This is a genomic window from Ferroplasma acidiphilum, from assembly GCF_002078355.1.
Lineage (GTDB): Archaea > Thermoplasmatota > Thermoplasmata > Thermoplasmatales > Thermoplasmataceae > Ferroplasma > Ferroplasma acidiphilum.
Genome location: NZ_CP015363.1, coordinates 1,468,116 through 1,484,820, shown reverse-complemented (window position 1 = coordinate 1,484,820; position 16,705 = coordinate 1,468,116). Strand labels below are relative to the sequence as shown.

Here is a 16,705-nt window from a genome sequence, read left to right as displayed (position 1 = left end):
AAATAATAATGGATGTATTCCCTATAAATTTGTGGAGTTAAGGTTCTAAACTATCTTCTATGCCCATAGAGATTATGCAATCAGTTCCGGCATTTCCTCTGGACTCTATCCTGGGATATTTTATTGCCTTCCCTTTTATCAAATCTACTTTCACCACAGCTGTGCAGGATGTCTCTATGGCAGTCCCGCAAACCTCGCCATCGCCCTGGGATGCGTGGGGATCGGCAAATGAAAGCAGTGCACCATTTACATTGACCGGCAGGTAAAGTACAGAACCGGCACTTAAAAATTTATTGTCCATATTCCCGCCAAAATTCCTCGGTGGTATCATCCCAAATTCTCCATTTCCAGGAGCAGTTCCGATGATGCCAAGGAAAGGGTTTACCGGTATCTTTACATTGTCAAGAAAGCCTTTATTCATGCATCTGGCTTCTGTTTTATTTATATCCCATATTACGAGCCTATCATCAAACTCCGGGCTCAGGGCACCAAAGTCTTTCATTATTGCGCTCCATCCCCATGTTCCTACTTCTATGCTTTTTATTTCTATTTTCAAAGTATCTCCTTTTTCAGCCCCATCTACATACACCGGCCCCACAGCTGCATCTACCTTAGAGTCGTCTATTTTCTTAAGGTCCTCACTATTAAAATCTTTCTGGATCTGCTTTGTTGATGAATCCGGAATTTTAATGGTTAGCGTTTCTCCAGGGGACACATGTTCCACAGGAATATTTGCCGGAGACCATCTGAAATGCAAGTTTTCATTTTTAAATCCATCTATTACTTTCATAATATCCAATAAATAGATTATGTTAATTAATTTATAGCTTAACAGCAGGTATCTAATGAAATTTTGCTGTTGCGGAGCAAATAAAATATTTAATTCAACAGAAGAAAAATTCCATCGCTTTAACTGTGGAATGATACCACCATTAGTTATTCAAGTAGAATATAATAACCGGCATAAATGTTAAAATTTATATCCGTTGTAATGATTATCTGCTACCCGGCTTAGCTCAGTTGGTAGAGCGATGGACTGTAGAGTGATATACTGCCAGAAAACGCAGTCATCCATAGGTCTCTGGTTCGAATCCGGAAGCCGGGATTTATTCAGGTTTATTTTTATGATTTAAGCAAATTCTTTGATTATTTTAAATAAATAGCAGAAAATAGGCAAATTTTAGCAAAAATATTAAATAATCCACCTACATCTTACCGTAATGTACGGACTATCCGACTCACTTCTTGCACTTTTATTTATCGGTGCATTGTTGCTACTCGCCAAACTTGGAGAGGGGTTATTCGAAAAATTCAGGATCGTTTCATATGTTGCGGCAATAATAATTGGAATAATTATAGGCCCGGGAGTACTGGGGCTGATAACAATACTTCCAAACATTTCCCTATTTATATCCCTTGGAATTAATTTTCTGCTTTTTACGGGAGGTGCCCTGGAATTCAAGGAACTGGAAACAAAAAAGCTTCTGAATCCTTCAAACATATTGACCGGCGTAATTGAGTTCATACTTCCATTTGGTTTAATATCATTTGTTGTATACTACATATTTCACAGTGTCCTCATAGCCCTGATTGTGGGCCTGGTAACAGGAATGAGCAGTGCCGGCCCTTTAACAAGGCTACTGACAGACACAGGGCTGAATCATACTGAAGAGGGAAATAGCATTTTCCAGCAGGTTGTAACAATGGAAATATCCGGAGTTATACTATTTTCATTCCTTGCTGACCTCTACGGAAAAGTAGTTACCATATACCTGGTTCTCAAAATAGCAATGGAGCTCGTTGTATCACTTGTTTTTATACTATTATTTTCAAGATATGTACTGACAAGGCTACTGGTGAAGATAGATTTCAGTGCCAGAGCCAATGAAACTGTAATAGCAGTTATAATCGGGTTTGTCCTTGTACTTGGATTTGTCGGGCAGCTATATGGATTTAACTCAGCTATTATTGCCCTTTTTATAGGAATCTCCCTGAGAGAGTTTATTAACGAGAGGCCACTTGTTGCCGAAAAAGTATCAACATTTACATATGGATTTTTTGAACCCCTGTTTTTTATTGGCCTTGGCCTCTATTTTGTTAAGATTACACTGCCACTTATCACCCTTGGACTTTTGATTTTTGCAATAGCCATTATATTAAAGCCAATAGCAGGCACCATAACCTCAAGGTTCATGCATGTGGATACATGGAAAAACGCCTTCGGAACATCGGTGCACGGGGGCGTGGACGCAGCTTTGCTTGTTGTTGCTCTTGGATTATCCCTCATTGGCAGGTATGATTATTCTGCAGTCATGATAGCAATAACGTTATTGACTGTGGTAATACCGGCATTGTTTAATGTTAAGGCACCGGTGGTCAAAACTAAAAAGTCAAATTATGTCTGGGAAATGGTAAACGCTGAATTCAAAAATTTGAAGGCATGTGATATAGCAAGTTCCTTCCAGTCTGTGTCGGTAAATAGTAAAAATCCTATAAGCCTGGCATTTAAAATGTGTACAGACTTAAATGCAAGGGCTGTTATAGTAATAAATTCAAAATTGAAGGTTCTCGGGCAGCTTACGCTAAGTGATATGGTTACCATGGGGCATAACCAGTTAAGGACACTATCAGTATACCAGGGAAAGATAGTTCCGGCAGCAAAGGTACTTTGCGATTCTCCTGCAACCGACCTGATTAAAATATTCAAGGAATATGACCCGCCTATAGTTGCGGTAGTTGACAAATCGGGAAAATTTATAGGAACTATACTGGAGAGGGAAATATTGAAGCACGTAGCAGGTATCCTGGACAGTGATAAGCAATAAACGTATGGGCATTACTGGCTTTAAGATTAAAGCCGCATTAAACCATGTGAGTTTTCGGGCTTTATAATTTTTGCATGGAATTTCCTGCTTATCCTGTATTATTTCCATATAATCTCATTTTTCTCTACAGTTTAATCAATTTATCGGGTGAAATACACATGTTTGTTGCAACTATGTATAATATCACGCACTTCATTTCATACCCAGATATGGGAGCCTAATACTGCCCGATCTTTTTTCTTCCAACACAGGAAGGAATTATATACCTCCTATCTGTTTCTTTTTCTGCACATTCCTGCCTTGAGTGCCAGTGCGTCCACCACAAAGTTTATCCTATTAGAATTCAGGTGTTTATAATGGTTTTTTAATATAATCCAGAAAGTTTCAATTACTGTTAATTCTTCAAGCAATAACACTACTACTTTGTAGTGCAAAGTAGTATGGGGGGCAAAGTAATTTTTACAGGATAGTTTACATAATTATGTGTAAATATAAACTCCACTCATTACAGTGCTTTTTATGTTGTAATACTAAAATGAATATGTAATTAATTACAAAGATATATATACAATTTATGGTTATGTAATCATATGAATAAAGTTGTAAGTATTAGATTATCAGACGATATGCTAAATACTACAAATAAACTAATATCATTTAAAATAGTAAACAGCAGGACAGATGCTATAAATTATATAATGGAACACGGAATTAATAATGTTAATAATGTAATTAAAAAAAAGGAAAAAACACAGGAATTGCTTGAAAAATATTTAAAGGAAGGCTTGCCTGAATTGCCAGCAGGGTTGTCTGAAAAATCAATTTTAGAGAGAGAATAATGGAATACATAGATACGAATATTTTAATTTCCCTTATTGATAAAAATGACAGTAAATACAATCTAGCCAATAAATTAATGAAAAATTACGATAATAAAATTATTACTGAATTAAATCTACTTGAAATAAAAAGTGTTTTGTCCAGATCCGGTGTAATTGAAGAGGAAATAGAGGCATTAGATGAGTATCTATTAATAAAAAATGATATAAAAATAGTTGATATTGATTTTAACAGAAGCATAAATACCGGAATAGATATAATAAATTCTATAAAATTAAAAACACTGGATTGCCTGCATATTGCCAATGCTATTATAATACATGCGGATAAATTTATCACCTTTGATAAAGATTTTAAAAATAAGGAAAGAACTATTAAAGAATTTGGAATAGAAATAATATACCCATTGTGATATATTTAAAGGCATTTTCTGTGGATTAGCAGAGAAGGTATATTTTATTGATTCATTAAATATCAGAAACATGGCTGTTGCCAACCAGCCTATTGTAGCAGGTTATTTTTCGTCCATTGTGGAAACCCGATGCCAGCTCACTACTTTAGCTGTGGGTAGTTGGTACGTATATTTACCCTGGAAAACGAAACGCTCACAGATCTATTCCTCGGTATCCTCAGCTACAGAAAATTCGCTTCTATGGGCTTTGTATTTACAATATGGACATTTAATAAAACCAACTCCAGGGGGTACCGCACCAAACCCGAATCTTTTTTTGTCCCATCTAGGCGCATCGAATTCTTCGTTGCATTTCGGGCAAACAATTTTAGATTTCATATTTGTGTTATGTAGTCTATAACGTTATATAATTTTTTTCTATAATAATTATATCAATTGTATACAATAAAACAAATAATATTTATATTTTAGTGTTAGTACCGGCAAGATAAAATATCCAGTTAAACGGTTGTGTGTGAAATTATGCGTAAATATAAACCATCCTGTTATCAATGAATTTTACCATAAAATAATCTGAAGATATACATCTTTTGAGCAGAGAGGTAATAAAATATGAGAAATACAGATAAAAAGATACGGGATAGGTGTAAGAGTTCAGCCGTTTGAGTTACCCGGATTTATTATAGCTTATAGTTTGTCTTTCTCCTATTCATATTTTATGATCATTATTGTCTGTTAATTTATTGTATGTATCTTCAAACAACGTATTTATCCCAGTTACATTCTATGCAATAAGAACCAATATTGCAAACCCTGTAATTTCTTTATCCGAAAGTTTCATGACATAGATTTCAATGAAAGAAATTCTTGATAAAGATTGTTCTTTTTGCCCCTAAGGTCAATTTTCTAATAAAAATAATTTGCAATGCTGAACTGTGTTTCTATGTTAGGCTCTCTCCAGAGCGAAGTTGCAGGTCTATTTGGTATTAAATATTTTGATACTCCCTGATGCGTGTGATGATAAGATTATCATGTTTAATCCAATGTTTTTATTGTGCCAAAAATTCTGAGCTCCGGTAAATTTATTTTATAATATTTTAATTGATTTATATTTTCCATGGTACTTCAGATGTTATTAAAGATTTTACCCATTAAACATCTGATATGTTTTTCCTGCGCGGCGCACCTCTGCTATAACTACAATTTTATTTATATATACCTATATCAATCTCCCTTTTTACTAAATCGGGGTGCTGGATATTCATTAATTCTGTTATCGTTCTTTTAACAGATTCTTTATCCAACATATGTTTCTACATAGAAACATAAAAAATATGTTTTTGTTTCCTAAAGGAAACATATTATCATTATACCTTAGCAATACCGGTATTGTAATTATTTGCCATCTATGCTGGAGAAAAATTCTTCAACATGAGAGCTAATTAAAATAGGGATTAGAGCGACTTTATAGTACATAGCCTCTGTGAGAAGCTTGCCAACAATTACAAATAATACAACATTAGTATTCCGATAATGCTTTAAAGCTAGCACCCCCTTCATGTGAATTGCAGAAGGGATTTTCAGGTATACTGGCTTATTCAGTAATAATACTGCACCAGAAATAATGGCCCATACACGAGCTATCCTATAGATATTTATATTAAAAATAAATATACGTATCAGGAAGCATGGGGTAGTCAGGTATCCTAGAGGGCTCCAGTCAGTTTGTGATTAGCTAAAGGTCGTCTGAATTTATGATGAATGACTGGAACGATGAAACATGGAAGAGACCCTTAGATCTGGGTTCAAATCCCAGTGCTTCCACTACATTAGGGTCAGCCCCCAACTGCTCCCACTCAAAATCCGTCATTTGCCGATTGAGGCGAAATAAGGCCTCAACACTTTCTTTTACGGCTTCCCCAACCTCTTTTTGTGTTAAGTGAGTATACCTGGTTGTGGTCTCAATGCGGGTATGGCCTACCAGGATTTGAACGCAAATCTTCCTTTTATATTGGTTTCTCATTAAGTACTATCGGGGTATAACTTCAAAGCATTGAATGTTTTTATGGTTGGCATATATCTATAATCTTGCTATTACTTTAGATTATTACAATGGAAAATGGGTCGCTTAAGTTTTTATGGCCATTAATGGAAGGGAATATTACAATTTTTTGCTGAAGTTAACATACGATTAAACAGAGTTACCTGTTTATGATAAAAACAAAAATCGCAATCATTCAGAGAAGACTTCAAAACAGAAAACAACTTCAATTTTATATGGTCATATGCATGATACACAGGCTTTGGCCGCATGGTTATTCTGGACTATTTTTATCCGATGAAATGTTGTAGTTATATACGTATTACAATAATTTATAAATATGTGTAGTATATATTGCCGTATGTCTAAGTATACAACACTATCCGCGAAAATTACCGAAGAAGATAGGGAAGAATTAAGAAAACTTGGTATAAACCCGACTGAGCTTATTAGAAAAGCCATACACTATGAAATTAAAAAGTACAGGAATAACGAACTTATGGAAAAAATGAAAAAAATAGCACCCACTTTATCGAAATTAAAAATGGATGAATTAGTAAAAGATATCAGAGAGGATAGGGACAGATGAATATATTAGATACCTCTTCAATATTTAACCTGTTCCAGCGGGGCAAGTATACGGAAATCATGGATAATGCAACTATACCTCTTGCAGTTTATGAAGTTGGAAACGTTATATGGAAAAACAGTAATATTAAGAATACAATAACACAGGAAGAAGCAAAAGATATTGGTTCAGTTTTATTTGAGTTGATTAATTCTATAGAACAGGTTATTCCGACATGGTCTTCTGTATTGTCCCTTGCCTTGAAGGAGGGCCTAACATTCTATGATTCGTCATTTCTTGTATCTGCAATAGAAAAAGGCTATGGCCTAATAACTGACGATATAAAACTATTTAGAGTTGCAAGTTCCAGGATAACTGTAAGGATGAGTAGAGACCTTTAATTAAGGCATGTGTTCAATTCAAAATCTTCCTTTATTGATTTGTTCGGAGCAATAATGGTTGTTTCAATTTCACTCGTTTTTATTGACCTTTCTTTAATTCTGTCCGATGCGTGCGATGATAATATTATCCTATTTAATCCAATGTTTTTATTGTGCCAAAAATTCTGAGTTCCGGTATATTTATTTTATAATGTTTTAATCGATTTTTAACCGATTTAAGATCCGTAAGACTCGCATTTAAAATTTCTATGCCTACTATTTTTCCATATTTTGATACATCAAAAAAATATTCTCATTTTTATTATCAGGAATGGTGTCAACAATTTTTAAATTAGTTAGGTATATATATAAAGTGTCGGCTACGATATCATATTGAATTTTCATCATTTAAAGATAATAAACAATAATAAACAATAATAAAAAGTTTCTTATAAAAGCATTCTCTCCGCATATCGTACCATTTAACTCCATCACGCAAATTCAACGAATCAGAAATTTGTGTACAGGTTATTAAAAAAAAAATTTTAGAGTGTATATTCCCTGGAATTAAGAGCCCATTCATAAAAGTTTACTATTTTTTAAGTTATGCTTATCCACGAATTTCTTCAAAGGCCTTGTTTAGCATTCCCGGTTTGATTTACTGCAAAAATCATGGGCTTCCCTGCGGATTGGATCGTAAAATAAAATTTTCCTTAACGGGAAGCGATACCGCACCACTGAAGTTGCGCCCTCTGAAGATCAGAATGTTATTATTCTATAACCCTGATCCGCAAAATTAGTAATAGTATCAGAAACGTCTTCCAGCTTCATTCCTATTTTTGATATATCTTCACTTACATTCTTGGCAACAGCATATCCACTGCAGGCAATCTGTATAACGTTCATATCTCTCAGTATTTTTAAGAGGGTGTCAACATCAGGATCATGCTTTGCCAGAGACTCTTCGCTTGGCCCAAAGAATACGACTTTAACATCTTCTGCCAGTTTTTTCCTGTAAATGTTCTTTGCAAAATTTAGCCCAACAATCATCTTCCCTTTCTGGTCAAGACCAGAAGATATTATTATAAGGTATTTTCCAGACATATGACAAACATGCAGGGGTAAAATATAAATTTTATTGAATTAACACATTGGCACATCTTTGTTGATAATTGGAGAGCGGAAGCTATGTCACACTTAATTTCTAACAGTTTTTTAGTTTAATATTAAAGTACTTCCATTCAACACTATCATATAATTTTCCTGTTTGTTTAGATTGGAATTACTTACATTCTGGCATATACCATTTCTATTGATTTTATGCAGGCATGTCCACTAAAAATTATATGTTAGCCATCCTCTGGAAAAACAATCCTTTACACATATTAAAAATCAAGTAAAAAATAATATACTGGTAAATTATAAAGCATAATATGTTTCTTTCTACTTCTCCCGTAGCCCGCAATTTCATCAGGATTTACTATGTAATTCAATCCGGGGTGTAATAATTGGATAGAAGGGTGTTCTATCTGGGCCTCACAAGGCTAATACGTGCATCGGGCAGGGTATCTTCCTTCATATTCCTGCCTTTAATATTTGTTTTTATATACCACATATCATTTATAGAAACTGGAATAGTTTTGGGCGTTGCAATTTTATTGATGTCTGCAATACAGTATTATTCCGGAATATTGACCGATAGAATTGGGCGTAGAGTATTTTTAATATTAATCCCTATCCCCGCAGGATTGTTGTATATATCTATGTATTTTACCGTACTTTACAGGCTTCCTGTCATGTTATTGATAGGGCTGTTCTATTCAACAATTGCCATAAATGCATTGCAATATCCCGCTATACAGGCTTCAATAGCTGATGTCACATCCCTGAAGCAGAGATTATCGGGCTATACTGAAATAAGGGTCATGGCAAATGCCGGTGCGGCTATAGGGCCTATACTCGGTGCTATTTTATCTGTTTACGGCTTTCAATACATATTCCTAATGGCAGGTATAGCAACGTTCATAGAAATAATAATATTATATTTCAACGTTAAAGAAACCTATTTCCCGTCTAAAATAGAATACTTAACAAAGAATGACATCAAACTGGCATATAAGGACAGGTTTTTTATTTTATTTATAATTATAGGCATTATCATGGCCTTTGTTTTAAGGCAAAGAGGGGCATCATTAACACTGTATGCATTTGACTTTGAGGGGTTGCCAATACTTTATTTGGCTTATATTTACTCACTGAACGGCATTCTCGTAGTTTTATTGCAGTATCCCATTTTCAAACTAATGAACAGGGAAACAAGGCCCGTATTGTTCCGGTCAGTGGGCATGCTATTCTATTTTCTGGGTTTTATAGTTCTTATGTTTTCAAAAAACATAGACTATTTCCTTTTATCCATGGGGATTATGACTGTCGGTGAAGATTTTGTTGCACCTACAACACAGACAATAATAACTTCCATTGCCCCAAACAACATGAAGGGAACTTACATAGGGATATATAATTTATTCATAAGCTTTGGTTCATTTTCAGGTTCAATAGTCGGATTGTATATGCTATCATATTACGAAAGTGCAACGGCTACATTCTGGCTTTTAATTGCCATGAGTAGCCTCGTAGTTTCTGTATTATATTTAGCAATTAACAATGCATTCTTAAAGCGTATGAATTTAAGCATTAAAAAGAAGATTTCATCTTATAAAAAAACCTCCGGGCAATAATATATTTTATTTTGCCTCCAGTTATGTTGTAGCCCATATCACATAATTTCAATAAGTCGAATGTAAACCACATAATTTAGCACACCCATTTAAATTCTGTCTAATAAATTGTGCATGAAACGTTCCATGTCCCCAGTCAGGCTTTCCCGAATATGGATTTTATGGATACTAATATTTTCCGGATACAGTAACGGTGTGTCCTATGGCGTTTCTGTTCATAATTATGCTTCTTATAAAGCCAGGATCTGTCTCCATTCCATTCCCTATCGATATACACATCTATTTCGGACTTCTTTCTATCATTATAAATTCCAATATCACGTGGATCTAATGGTGCCATAATATTAGATACGCAAGCATATTATATATAGATAATAATTTATAAACTTTATAAAGTAAAATAGATATATATTTATATTATAACTGGATTCATTTCCATGGAAGAATATCCAACACCGGTAAAAATAATACTTTTATTGAAAGAATTTCCGGGCCTGACCCTTGATGAGCTGGCCGAAAAAATGAGCATATCAAAAATGGCAGTCCTTAATCATATTTCTGCTCTTGAACAGCAGGGAGCCGTGGCCAGGAAAATAGTAAAGAAAAAGGTAGGAAGGCCTTCTTTTATATTTTATGCTTTGCCAGTATCAAACAATAAGCTGGGAAACAGTTCTGATTCAATGCTAAATGATTTCATGGATTTTATAAAAACTACCGGCAATGAAAAACTTCTCGAAGAATTTCTAAAGGACAGGTATTCAAAAGTTAGATCTGAATATACCGGTGCCATGAGGGGGAAAAATCTTGATGAAAAGGTAAATGAGCTTGCTATACTCAGGAGAAATGCGGATTATTATCCGGAGGTTAAAAGAGCCCAGGGAAATTTTGAGTTAATAGAGTATAACTGCCCTATACTTTCTATTTCAAAAAACTTTGGTATTGCATGTTCCATGGAAACAAAAATGTTTTCACAGGTTTTAGATGCAAATGTAAAATCTACGCACAGGCAGGTAAATGGATACAGCGCATGCAGATTTCTTATATCCAGCAAAAGTAAGGACGAGGAATAATTAATTCATTTCCATTATAACTTCTTTGCCTATAATATCCAGATCCTTCCCACAGATAGATGAAAGTTCCATATGCAATTTTTTAATTCTCTCAGCAGGTTCATCAAGCCCCTTGAGATGGTAGCTGTTTACTGTATCTGACAGAGTTACTATTTTCTTCCCGGATACCAGGTTATCTGCCTGGGCAACTATTTTTTCTTCTAGGGTCTCCTGGATGTAGTTTCTATCAGGAAGCCCCAGTTTTTTAGCCTCATCAGGTAGGATACCCGCCCCTGTGTGTTTTTCCACAATTCTGACAATAGCCTCATCTATGTTTTTTTCTCTGAGAATGTCAGCACCGGCTACTGCATGCCCGATTCCATTGGTTTTTGTCCTGCCTATATCATGGAGCAATGCACCTGCGCGGATTAACTCCATATTTGCGCCGGCATATTTGCCAATAGCCATTGCCAGCTTATAGACGGTTGTTACATGCTCTATAATCCTTTCATCTGCCTTTTCCCCATAAAGTAGTTTCATGCATTGCTGTTCATCAGGAATAAATTTTACCATTTTTCCATTGTCCATGGGGATAACATTCATTTTTCCCTCATATTTTTTTTCCAGTTCCTTGCCCTCATAAAAACGGTCAAGAAATATAGCGAGGGCAGAAACTTCACTGTGTGGCTGATTTGCAATTGCAATGTTATAATCAGCAATATTATACGCATCGATTGGAACCTTCTCTGCACCAACTAAAATTATAACGTCCTTTCCCTTTACTGATTCTCTTATTGCACCTATCCGGTCATCAACATTTATTCCGTACATGGAAAGGTTTACCTTTACTCCATTAAAATCTTTGAATTCCTTTTTCCAGTTAATTCCTGTTTTTATGGAAAAATTCCCGCCAAAATTTTCTGTTACCCTATTGACAGTGGATTCAAGTGTTTCATCTTTCTCATCCACAAGTATGCGGTCAGCTCCAAAAGCTCTGGACACCAGTGCCACATGGGTTGTAATCCTCTTGTCCCTGAATGGCCTGTGCCCTATCCTGATTACTGTGATCATGCGCCGTTTTCCATCTCTATTCTATAGCCCTTAATTGTGAGCACGGAGGATCTATTTACAATTCCCTTTAAAAGTGTCTGTGATATTTTTAATGAGTCCGCAACATCACCTACAAACACTCCGCCATTTGCCATCATTGCTATAATCTTTTCTTCATAGGACTGAAGTTGCTCATCGTTTAATGTGGTAGCAAATATTATGTCTGAAAGGTCCGCCATAGAACCTATAAGATTGATCTGAACATTTGTATAATAAGTATGGTATGCCTTTTCCGGACCCTTGTTTCCTGTTATCCACTGGCTCTCTATCATTCTTATTTTATCCAGGTAATGAAGTGATTTTTTGCCTTCAACGCCATACCTTTCATCTATCTGTGGCATTGTTACCCAGCCGGTAGAAAGGTCAAGGAGTAACTTTCGTTTTACATCGGTATCAGCCGCATGGAATATGGTAACCAGCTCACCGACATCATTTATAACTTTAATCCTGTTAACCATTCTATACACTATAGCACAATAAAATATAATCATTTCTAAGTTCAAAGAAAAACTTAATGTATTATCTATATATTGGCAATGGTGAAAAATTATAGTGGCCATATTATATTTGATGAAAATTTCCAGTGGAAGGATCTGGAAAAATACTTTCCTGATATGTGGGAAATCGTTGAAAGTGAATCAAAATTAAACCAGGAGGAGAAGCAATTTGATGATATCCTGCTGGAATTGAATATGGAAGAGATAAGGAAAAATAAAAAACCTTTCGGGTACAGAAGGGAAAATACAAGGTTTAAAATGATATTCCCACAGGATAGAAAAGAATTGACAATCTACAGGAACATTATTTCAGAGGAAATAGAGGAGCTTACAGAAAAAGTTGCACATGAGATAAGGAATAAAAAAATCAAATATACCCTGAAATATGACCAGATGCTTTCCATAAAGCTAAAGAAGAAATAGGTTTAATTTTAAGGCTATAAATACAAAGGTTATGGCATAGAAAAGCAGGCGGGATATTTCCCCAATGCTGCCGGCCAGATCACCATTTAACCCCCCGTAATGTTTTTCCATTGCAGACCTCATGAAATATGATAAAAATATCAGAGCGGCAATTATTGCTATATTATAGAGATTAAATGCGAATGCAAGCAGCAAAGGGATTACATTCAAAACTATTGCATTTGCGCTTACCTTATCAATGAACATTTTCCCGAGTCCTTCACCGAATGCTTTGGCCCTGTACATGGAAAATAATGTGGCGTATTTCGATGCCATTTCCCCCGCAATAATTATGAAAAAACCTGTAACCGGCTTAAAATAAGTGAGAAATGCGATGGCAGGAATATATATAATAAATAACATGCCAATGCCGCCGGAGCCCGTATATCTATCCTTTATAACACGTTGTTTTTCCTCTTTGCCCCTTACCATGATGGAATCACCAAAGTCCATTATGGAATCAAGATGGTTGAATCCGTATAAGAGGATAATAATAGCAACTGAAACCGTGGACGCTATAAGGGAATTATACGGCCTTAGAACCAGGTATGGAATGCCTGCTATCAATCCAACAATAAGCCCCGTGAAGGTGAAAAAATACATGGTATAGCCGGTTATTTTATAGTTTCCCCCTAATGGTATTATTGTGAAAAAAGAAATTGCTGATATTAGCCCTTCCACGTATTTATTCATGCCTATTTCCTTTCATAATTTCGTATTTTCCTTCCCTGAAATCTTTGTTTAGCTTCAAATATTCAAGAGAATTAAGATGAGCCATTGTAAAATACTGTTCACCTGTCCTTTTAACCTTTCCAGGCACTCCTGCTATCATGCAATTCCCATCGGACTCAAAGTTCTCAGGTATCACAGTGCCGGCAGCAACCACTGTTCCGGGCCTCAGGTGCGCCTTATTCAACACTATTGCTCCCATACCTACCAGGACATCGTCATCTACAATAGCACCATGCACAATAGCGTTATGCCCTACTGAAACGTTTTTTCCTATTACTGTCTCGCAATCAAGGTCAACATGTATCGTTGCATTGTCCTGAATGTTGCTGTTATCGCCAATTTTTATTGAATTCTGGTCTGCCCGTATAACTGCGGAATCCATTATTGTAACATTATCACCTACTGTTACATTCCCTATTATTACGGCCGTATCTGCAACATATAACCCTTTGCCAACTTTTATCATAATTTGTAATATCCCTGATATAAATAGACTTTATGAATTGACCTCTAAAAATTTGTTGCTTTATATATTTAAAAAGATTTTTAAGCCTATAGTTAATACAATAATGATAATCAATGGAAAGCTATACCATCAATGACCTTAACGCAACTGCAAGGGAAATCAGAAAGGAAATTATAAAAATGGTTTACAGTGCAAAGAGCGGGCATCCAGGGGGTTCTTTGAGCATTGCAGATGTTATTACTGCACTTTATTTTAAGGAAATGAATATAGACCCTGAAAAACCAGACAAGCCGGATAGGGATATTCTTATAATGAGCAAAGGGCATGCATCCCCTGCCGAGTATGCTGCCCTCGCTCTCCGTGGCTATTTCCCCGTGGAATTGCTGGAAGGCTTCAGAAAAGTAAATTCAAAGCTCGAAGGGCATGTACACAGGGGAATACCTGGTGTAGAATCCTCAACAGGTTCACTTGGCCAGGGGCTCGGTGTTGCGATAGGATTTGCACTTTCATCCAAGCTTGATTCAAAGCCAAATAAAATTTATGCCATACTTGGCGATGGTGAAATGGAAGAGGGAAATATATGGGAATCTTTGATGGCAGCTTCCAAATACCATCTGGGCAACCTTACCGCTATTCTTGACCGGAACATGATACAGCTCGACGGATTTACAGAGGATATAATGCCACTGGGCAATGTTGCTGAAAAGGTGGCCCCATTTGGATGGGAAGTTATAACAATAAACGGAAATAATATGGATGAAGTTGTCAATGCGCTTGAATATGCAAAGAAACCAAGGGATAGGCCATTATTTATTGTTGCAAACACAATTAAAGGCAAAGGTGTAAGTTATATGGAGAATAACCCGAAATACCATGGCTCACCTCCGGCCAATGAGGAAGAATATGTACAGGCATTAAAGGAAATTGAGGGGTCACAATGATGGAAAAGATGGATAGGATGGAAAGCTTGAGGGATGCCTATGGAAAGGAACTGGCTTCACTTGGTGAAAAAAATAAGGATATTGTGGTACTTGACGCAGACCTTTCATCGTCAACAAAAACAGGGGTATTCGGGAAAAAGTTTCCTGAAAGGTTCTTCAACATGGGTATATCGGAGCAGTCCATGGTTTCTGCAGCAGCAGGCCTTTCGCTTGCTGGAAAAACTGTATTTGCCTCAACCTTTGCAGTATTTCTAAGCAATACATACAATGTGATACGCCAGTCAATATGCTATAACGAAGCTCCGGTTAATTTTGTGGTAACACATTCAGGCATTTCCCTTGGTGAGGATGGCCCAACACACCAGATACTGGAGGATGTTGGCATTATGTCCGGGCTGCCAAATATGAAGGTTATTGTTCCTGTAGATTCAATTGAAACTGTCAGTGTGATAGATTACCTCGCAGCCAGGAAAACATCACCATATTATGTCAGGCTTACCAGGGAAAAATTCCCCGTACTCAACGATGAGAATTATGAATTCAAAGAAGGGAAATCTGTTACTTTCAGGGATGGCTCTGATGTGACAATTATGGGATATGGCATAATGGTTTCATTTGCCCTTAAAGCTGCAGAACAGCTAAAAAACAGGGGAATAGACGCAAGGGTAATCAATATGTCATCCATAAAGCCTCTGGACCGCCCCGCAATAATTAAGGCCGCACGGGAAACAGGGAAAATAGTTACCGCTGAGGAGCATTCCATATACAACGGACTTGGCTCACGTGTAGCAGAGGTAACATCTGAAGAGTACCCGGTTCCGGTTATGAGGATCGGGATGCCGGATATTTTTGGAAAGAGTGGCAAGGGAATGGAACTGTTCGATTATTTTCATATAGGGGTAAACGATATAGTAGAAAAGACAGACAGATTCTTTAAAGGTGATTTTAAATGAAAATATTTATAGATACAGCAAACATTGAAGAAATAAAGGAAGCAAATGAATTTGGATTGATTGATGGTGTTACAACAAATCCATCTTTGATCATGAAAGCCTCAAAGGGCGGAAAAAGCTTTAAGGCAATAGCAACAGAAATATTGAGGGAGGTTAACGGCCCTGTTAGCCTGGAAGTAGTTGCAGAAAAAGCTGAAGATATGGTGGAACAGGCACTCAAGCTCCATGCGCTGGGAAGCAATGCAGTCATAAAAATACCCATGACACTGCAGGGATTGAAAGCTATGAAGATTCTTAAAGAAAAAGAAATAAAGGTCAATACAACACTGATATTCAATGCAATACAGGCTTTGCTTGCTGCAAAAAATGGGGCTGCATTTGTTTCTCCATTTGTTGGAAGGCTGGATGACATTGGGGAAGATGGCATGGCTATTATAGACCAGATTAAAACTGAATACACAAATTATGGATACAAAACAGAGGTGCTTGTTGCATCAATTAGAAATCCAGTGCACGTACTAAGGGCTGCCCTTATGGGTGCAGATGCCGTAACAATTCCATATGATGTGATAAAGAAACTAGCCATGCACCCGAAAACAGATGAAGGGTTAAACAGATTTCTGGATGACTGGAAAAAAGTTTCGCCTGATGGGTCATTGCCCCTATAATTTTTATAAATATTTAATATTAT

20 protein-coding genes and 2 tRNA genes are annotated in these 16,705 nt (G+C 36.3%); 13 read left to right on the top strand and 9 right to left on the bottom strand.

The features are described from left to right. Positions 1 to 37: 37 nt before the first annotated feature. Positions 38 to 790 (bottom strand): acetamidase/formamidase family protein, encoded by a 753-nt coding sequence (locus tag fad_RS07365; protein WP_236940564.1) that lies wholly within the window; start codon positions 788 to 790, stop codon positions 38 to 40. A gap of 215 nt (positions 791 to 1,005) precedes the next feature. On the opposite strand from fad_RS07365, the gene fad_RS07360 reads away from it, so the two are divergent. The 4 genes from fad_RS07360 (at position 1,006) to fad_RS07345 (ending at position 4,077) form a co-directional block, all read left to right on the top strand. Further along, positions 1,006 to 1,105 (top strand) — tRNA-Tyr (locus fad_RS07360). Positions 1,106 to 1,220: 115 nt separating this feature from the next. Beyond that, the gene (locus fad_RS07355; RefSeq protein ID WP_081142929.1) at positions 1,221 to 2,825 is read left to right on the top strand and encodes a cation:proton antiporter domain-containing protein; all 1,605 of its coding nucleotides are present in this window, start codon (positions 1,221 to 1,223) and stop codon (positions 2,823 to 2,825) included. Between the two features lie 590 nt (positions 2,826 to 3,415). Then, the gene (locus tag fad_RS07350) at positions 3,416 to 3,664 is read left to right on the top strand and encodes a hypothetical protein (RefSeq protein WP_081142928.1); all 249 of its coding nucleotides are present in this window, start codon (positions 3,416 to 3,418) and stop codon (positions 3,662 to 3,664) included. Next, the gene (locus fad_RS07345) at positions 3,664 to 4,077 is read left to right on the top strand and encodes a type II toxin-antitoxin system VapC family toxin (RefSeq protein WP_081142927.1); all 414 of its coding nucleotides are present in this window, start codon (positions 3,664 to 3,666) and stop codon (positions 4,075 to 4,077) included. Before fad_RS07350 ends, fad_RS07345 begins: the two co-directional genes overlap by 1 nt. 201 nt (positions 4,078 to 4,278) lie before the next feature. On the opposite strand, the gene fad_RS09420 is transcribed toward fad_RS07345, so the two are convergent. After that, positions 4,279 to 4,455, bottom strand: coding sequence for a hypothetical protein (locus fad_RS09420; RefSeq protein WP_196795591.1), 177 nt, complete (start codon positions 4,453 to 4,455; stop codon positions 4,279 to 4,281). A gap of 1,304 nt (positions 4,456 to 5,759) precedes the next feature. Between fad_RS09420 and fad_RS07340 the strand changes: the two genes are divergently transcribed. The 3 genes from fad_RS07340 (at position 5,760) to fad_RS07330 (ending at position 7,087) form a co-directional block, all read left to right on the top strand. Continuing rightward, a tRNA-Trp gene (locus tag fad_RS07340) sits at positions 5,760 to 5,901 on the top strand. 578 nt (positions 5,902 to 6,479) lie between these two features. Beyond that, on the top strand, positions 6,480 to 6,707 hold the full coding sequence (locus tag fad_RS07335; protein ID WP_009886596.1) for a hypothetical protein: 228 nt from the start codon (positions 6,480 to 6,482) through the stop codon (positions 6,705 to 6,707). Next, positions 6,704 to 7,087 carry a type II toxin-antitoxin system VapC family toxin gene (locus fad_RS07330; protein ID WP_009886595.1) on the top strand — a complete coding sequence of 128 codons (384 nt, stop codon included), beginning with the start codon at positions 6,704 to 6,706 and terminating at the stop codon, positions 7,085 to 7,087. The genes fad_RS07335 and fad_RS07330 overlap by 4 nt, the downstream gene beginning before the upstream one ends. 255 nt (positions 7,088 to 7,342) lie before the next feature. On the opposite strand, the gene fad_RS09590 is transcribed toward fad_RS07330, so the two are convergent. Together fad_RS09590 and fad_RS07325 are read right to left on the bottom strand one after the other, a co-directional pair. Next, on the bottom strand, positions 7,343 to 7,471 hold the full coding sequence (locus tag fad_RS09590; protein ID WP_187288962.1) for a DUF2283 domain-containing protein: 129 nt from the start codon (positions 7,469 to 7,471) through the stop codon (positions 7,343 to 7,345). A gap of 354 nt (positions 7,472 to 7,825) precedes the next feature. Next, positions 7,826 to 8,170 carry a DsrE family protein gene (locus tag fad_RS07325; protein WP_009886592.1) on the bottom strand — a complete coding sequence of 115 codons (345 nt, stop codon included), beginning with the start codon at positions 8,168 to 8,170 and terminating at the stop codon, positions 7,826 to 7,828. A 404-nt stretch (positions 8,171 to 8,574) separates the two neighbouring features. On the opposite strand from fad_RS07325, the gene fad_RS07320 reads away from it, so the two are divergent. Beyond that, positions 8,575 to 9,804: an MFS transporter gene (locus fad_RS07320; RefSeq protein WP_236940563.1), complete on the top strand. Its 1,230-nt coding sequence runs from the start codon at positions 8,575 to 8,577 to the stop codon at positions 9,802 to 9,804. Between the two features lie 136 nt (positions 9,805 to 9,940). On the opposite strand, the gene fad_RS07315 is transcribed toward fad_RS07320, so the two are convergent. Further along, the gene (locus fad_RS07315) at positions 9,941 to 10,144 is read right to left on the bottom strand and encodes a hypothetical protein (protein ID WP_009886590.1); all 204 of its coding nucleotides are present in this window, start codon (positions 10,142 to 10,144) and stop codon (positions 9,941 to 9,943) included. A gap of 97 nt (positions 10,145 to 10,241) precedes the next feature. On the opposite strand from fad_RS07315, the gene fad_RS07310 reads away from it, so the two are divergent. Next, positions 10,242 to 10,874, top strand: coding sequence for a helix-turn-helix transcriptional regulator (locus tag fad_RS07310; RefSeq protein ID WP_009886589.1), 633 nt, complete (start codon positions 10,242 to 10,244; stop codon positions 10,872 to 10,874). Here the strand turns inward: fad_RS07310 and fad_RS07305 are convergent, their stop codons facing one another. After that, the gene (locus tag fad_RS07305; protein WP_081142925.1) at positions 10,875 to 11,924 is read right to left on the bottom strand and encodes a tRNA (cytidine(56)-2'-O)-methyltransferase; all 1,050 of its coding nucleotides are present in this window, start codon (positions 11,922 to 11,924) and stop codon (positions 10,875 to 10,877) included. It abuts the gene before it with no gap. After that, positions 11,921 to 12,421: an ArsR family transcriptional regulator gene (locus tag fad_RS07300; RefSeq protein ID WP_009886587.1), complete on the bottom strand. Its 501-nt coding sequence runs from the start codon at positions 12,419 to 12,421 to the stop codon at positions 11,921 to 11,923. The genes fad_RS07305 and fad_RS07300 overlap by 4 nt, the downstream gene beginning before the upstream one ends. A gap of 78 nt (positions 12,422 to 12,499) precedes the next feature. Between fad_RS07300 and fad_RS07295 the strand changes: the two genes are divergently transcribed. Next, the gene (locus fad_RS07295) at positions 12,500 to 12,883 is read left to right on the top strand and encodes a hypothetical protein (protein WP_009886586.1); all 384 of its coding nucleotides are present in this window, start codon (positions 12,500 to 12,502) and stop codon (positions 12,881 to 12,883) included. On the opposite strand, the gene cobS is transcribed toward fad_RS07295, so the two are convergent. Together cobS and fad_RS07285 are read right to left on the bottom strand one after the other, a co-directional pair. Next, a complete protein-coding gene (cobS, locus tag fad_RS07290; protein ID WP_009886585.1) occupies positions 12,869 to 13,615 on the bottom strand; it encodes an adenosylcobinamide-GDP ribazoletransferase in 747 nt (248 codons plus the stop codon). The two genes, fad_RS07295 and cobS, sit on opposite strands and share 15 nt — an antisense overlap. Then, on the bottom strand, positions 13,608 to 14,120 hold the full coding sequence (locus fad_RS07285; protein WP_009886584.1) for a gamma carbonic anhydrase family protein: 513 nt from the start codon (positions 14,118 to 14,120) through the stop codon (positions 13,608 to 13,610). The genes cobS and fad_RS07285 overlap by 8 nt, the downstream gene beginning before the upstream one ends. Before the next feature lie 113 nt (positions 14,121 to 14,233). On the opposite strand from fad_RS07285, the gene fad_RS07280 reads away from it, so the two are divergent. Genes fad_RS07280 through fsa form a run of 3 tightly spaced genes read left to right on the top strand, consistent with a single transcriptional unit; the run spans position 14,234 to position 16,682 of the window. Continuing rightward, the gene (locus fad_RS07280; RefSeq protein ID WP_081142924.1) at positions 14,234 to 15,061 is read left to right on the top strand and encodes a transketolase; all 828 of its coding nucleotides are present in this window, start codon (positions 14,234 to 14,236) and stop codon (positions 15,059 to 15,061) included. Beyond that, positions 15,061 to 16,014 carry a transketolase family protein gene (locus tag fad_RS07275; protein WP_019841435.1) on the top strand — a complete coding sequence of 318 codons (954 nt, stop codon included), beginning with the start codon at positions 15,061 to 15,063 and terminating at the stop codon, positions 16,012 to 16,014. Before fad_RS07280 ends, fad_RS07275 begins: the two co-directional genes overlap by 1 nt. Then, complete coding sequence (fsa, locus tag fad_RS07270; RefSeq protein ID WP_009886581.1) at positions 16,011 to 16,682, top strand: fructose-6-phosphate aldolase; 672 nt, start codon at positions 16,011 to 16,013, stop codon at positions 16,680 to 16,682. The genes fad_RS07275 and fsa overlap by 4 nt, the downstream gene beginning before the upstream one ends. Positions 16,683 to 16,705 lie beyond the last annotated feature (23 nt).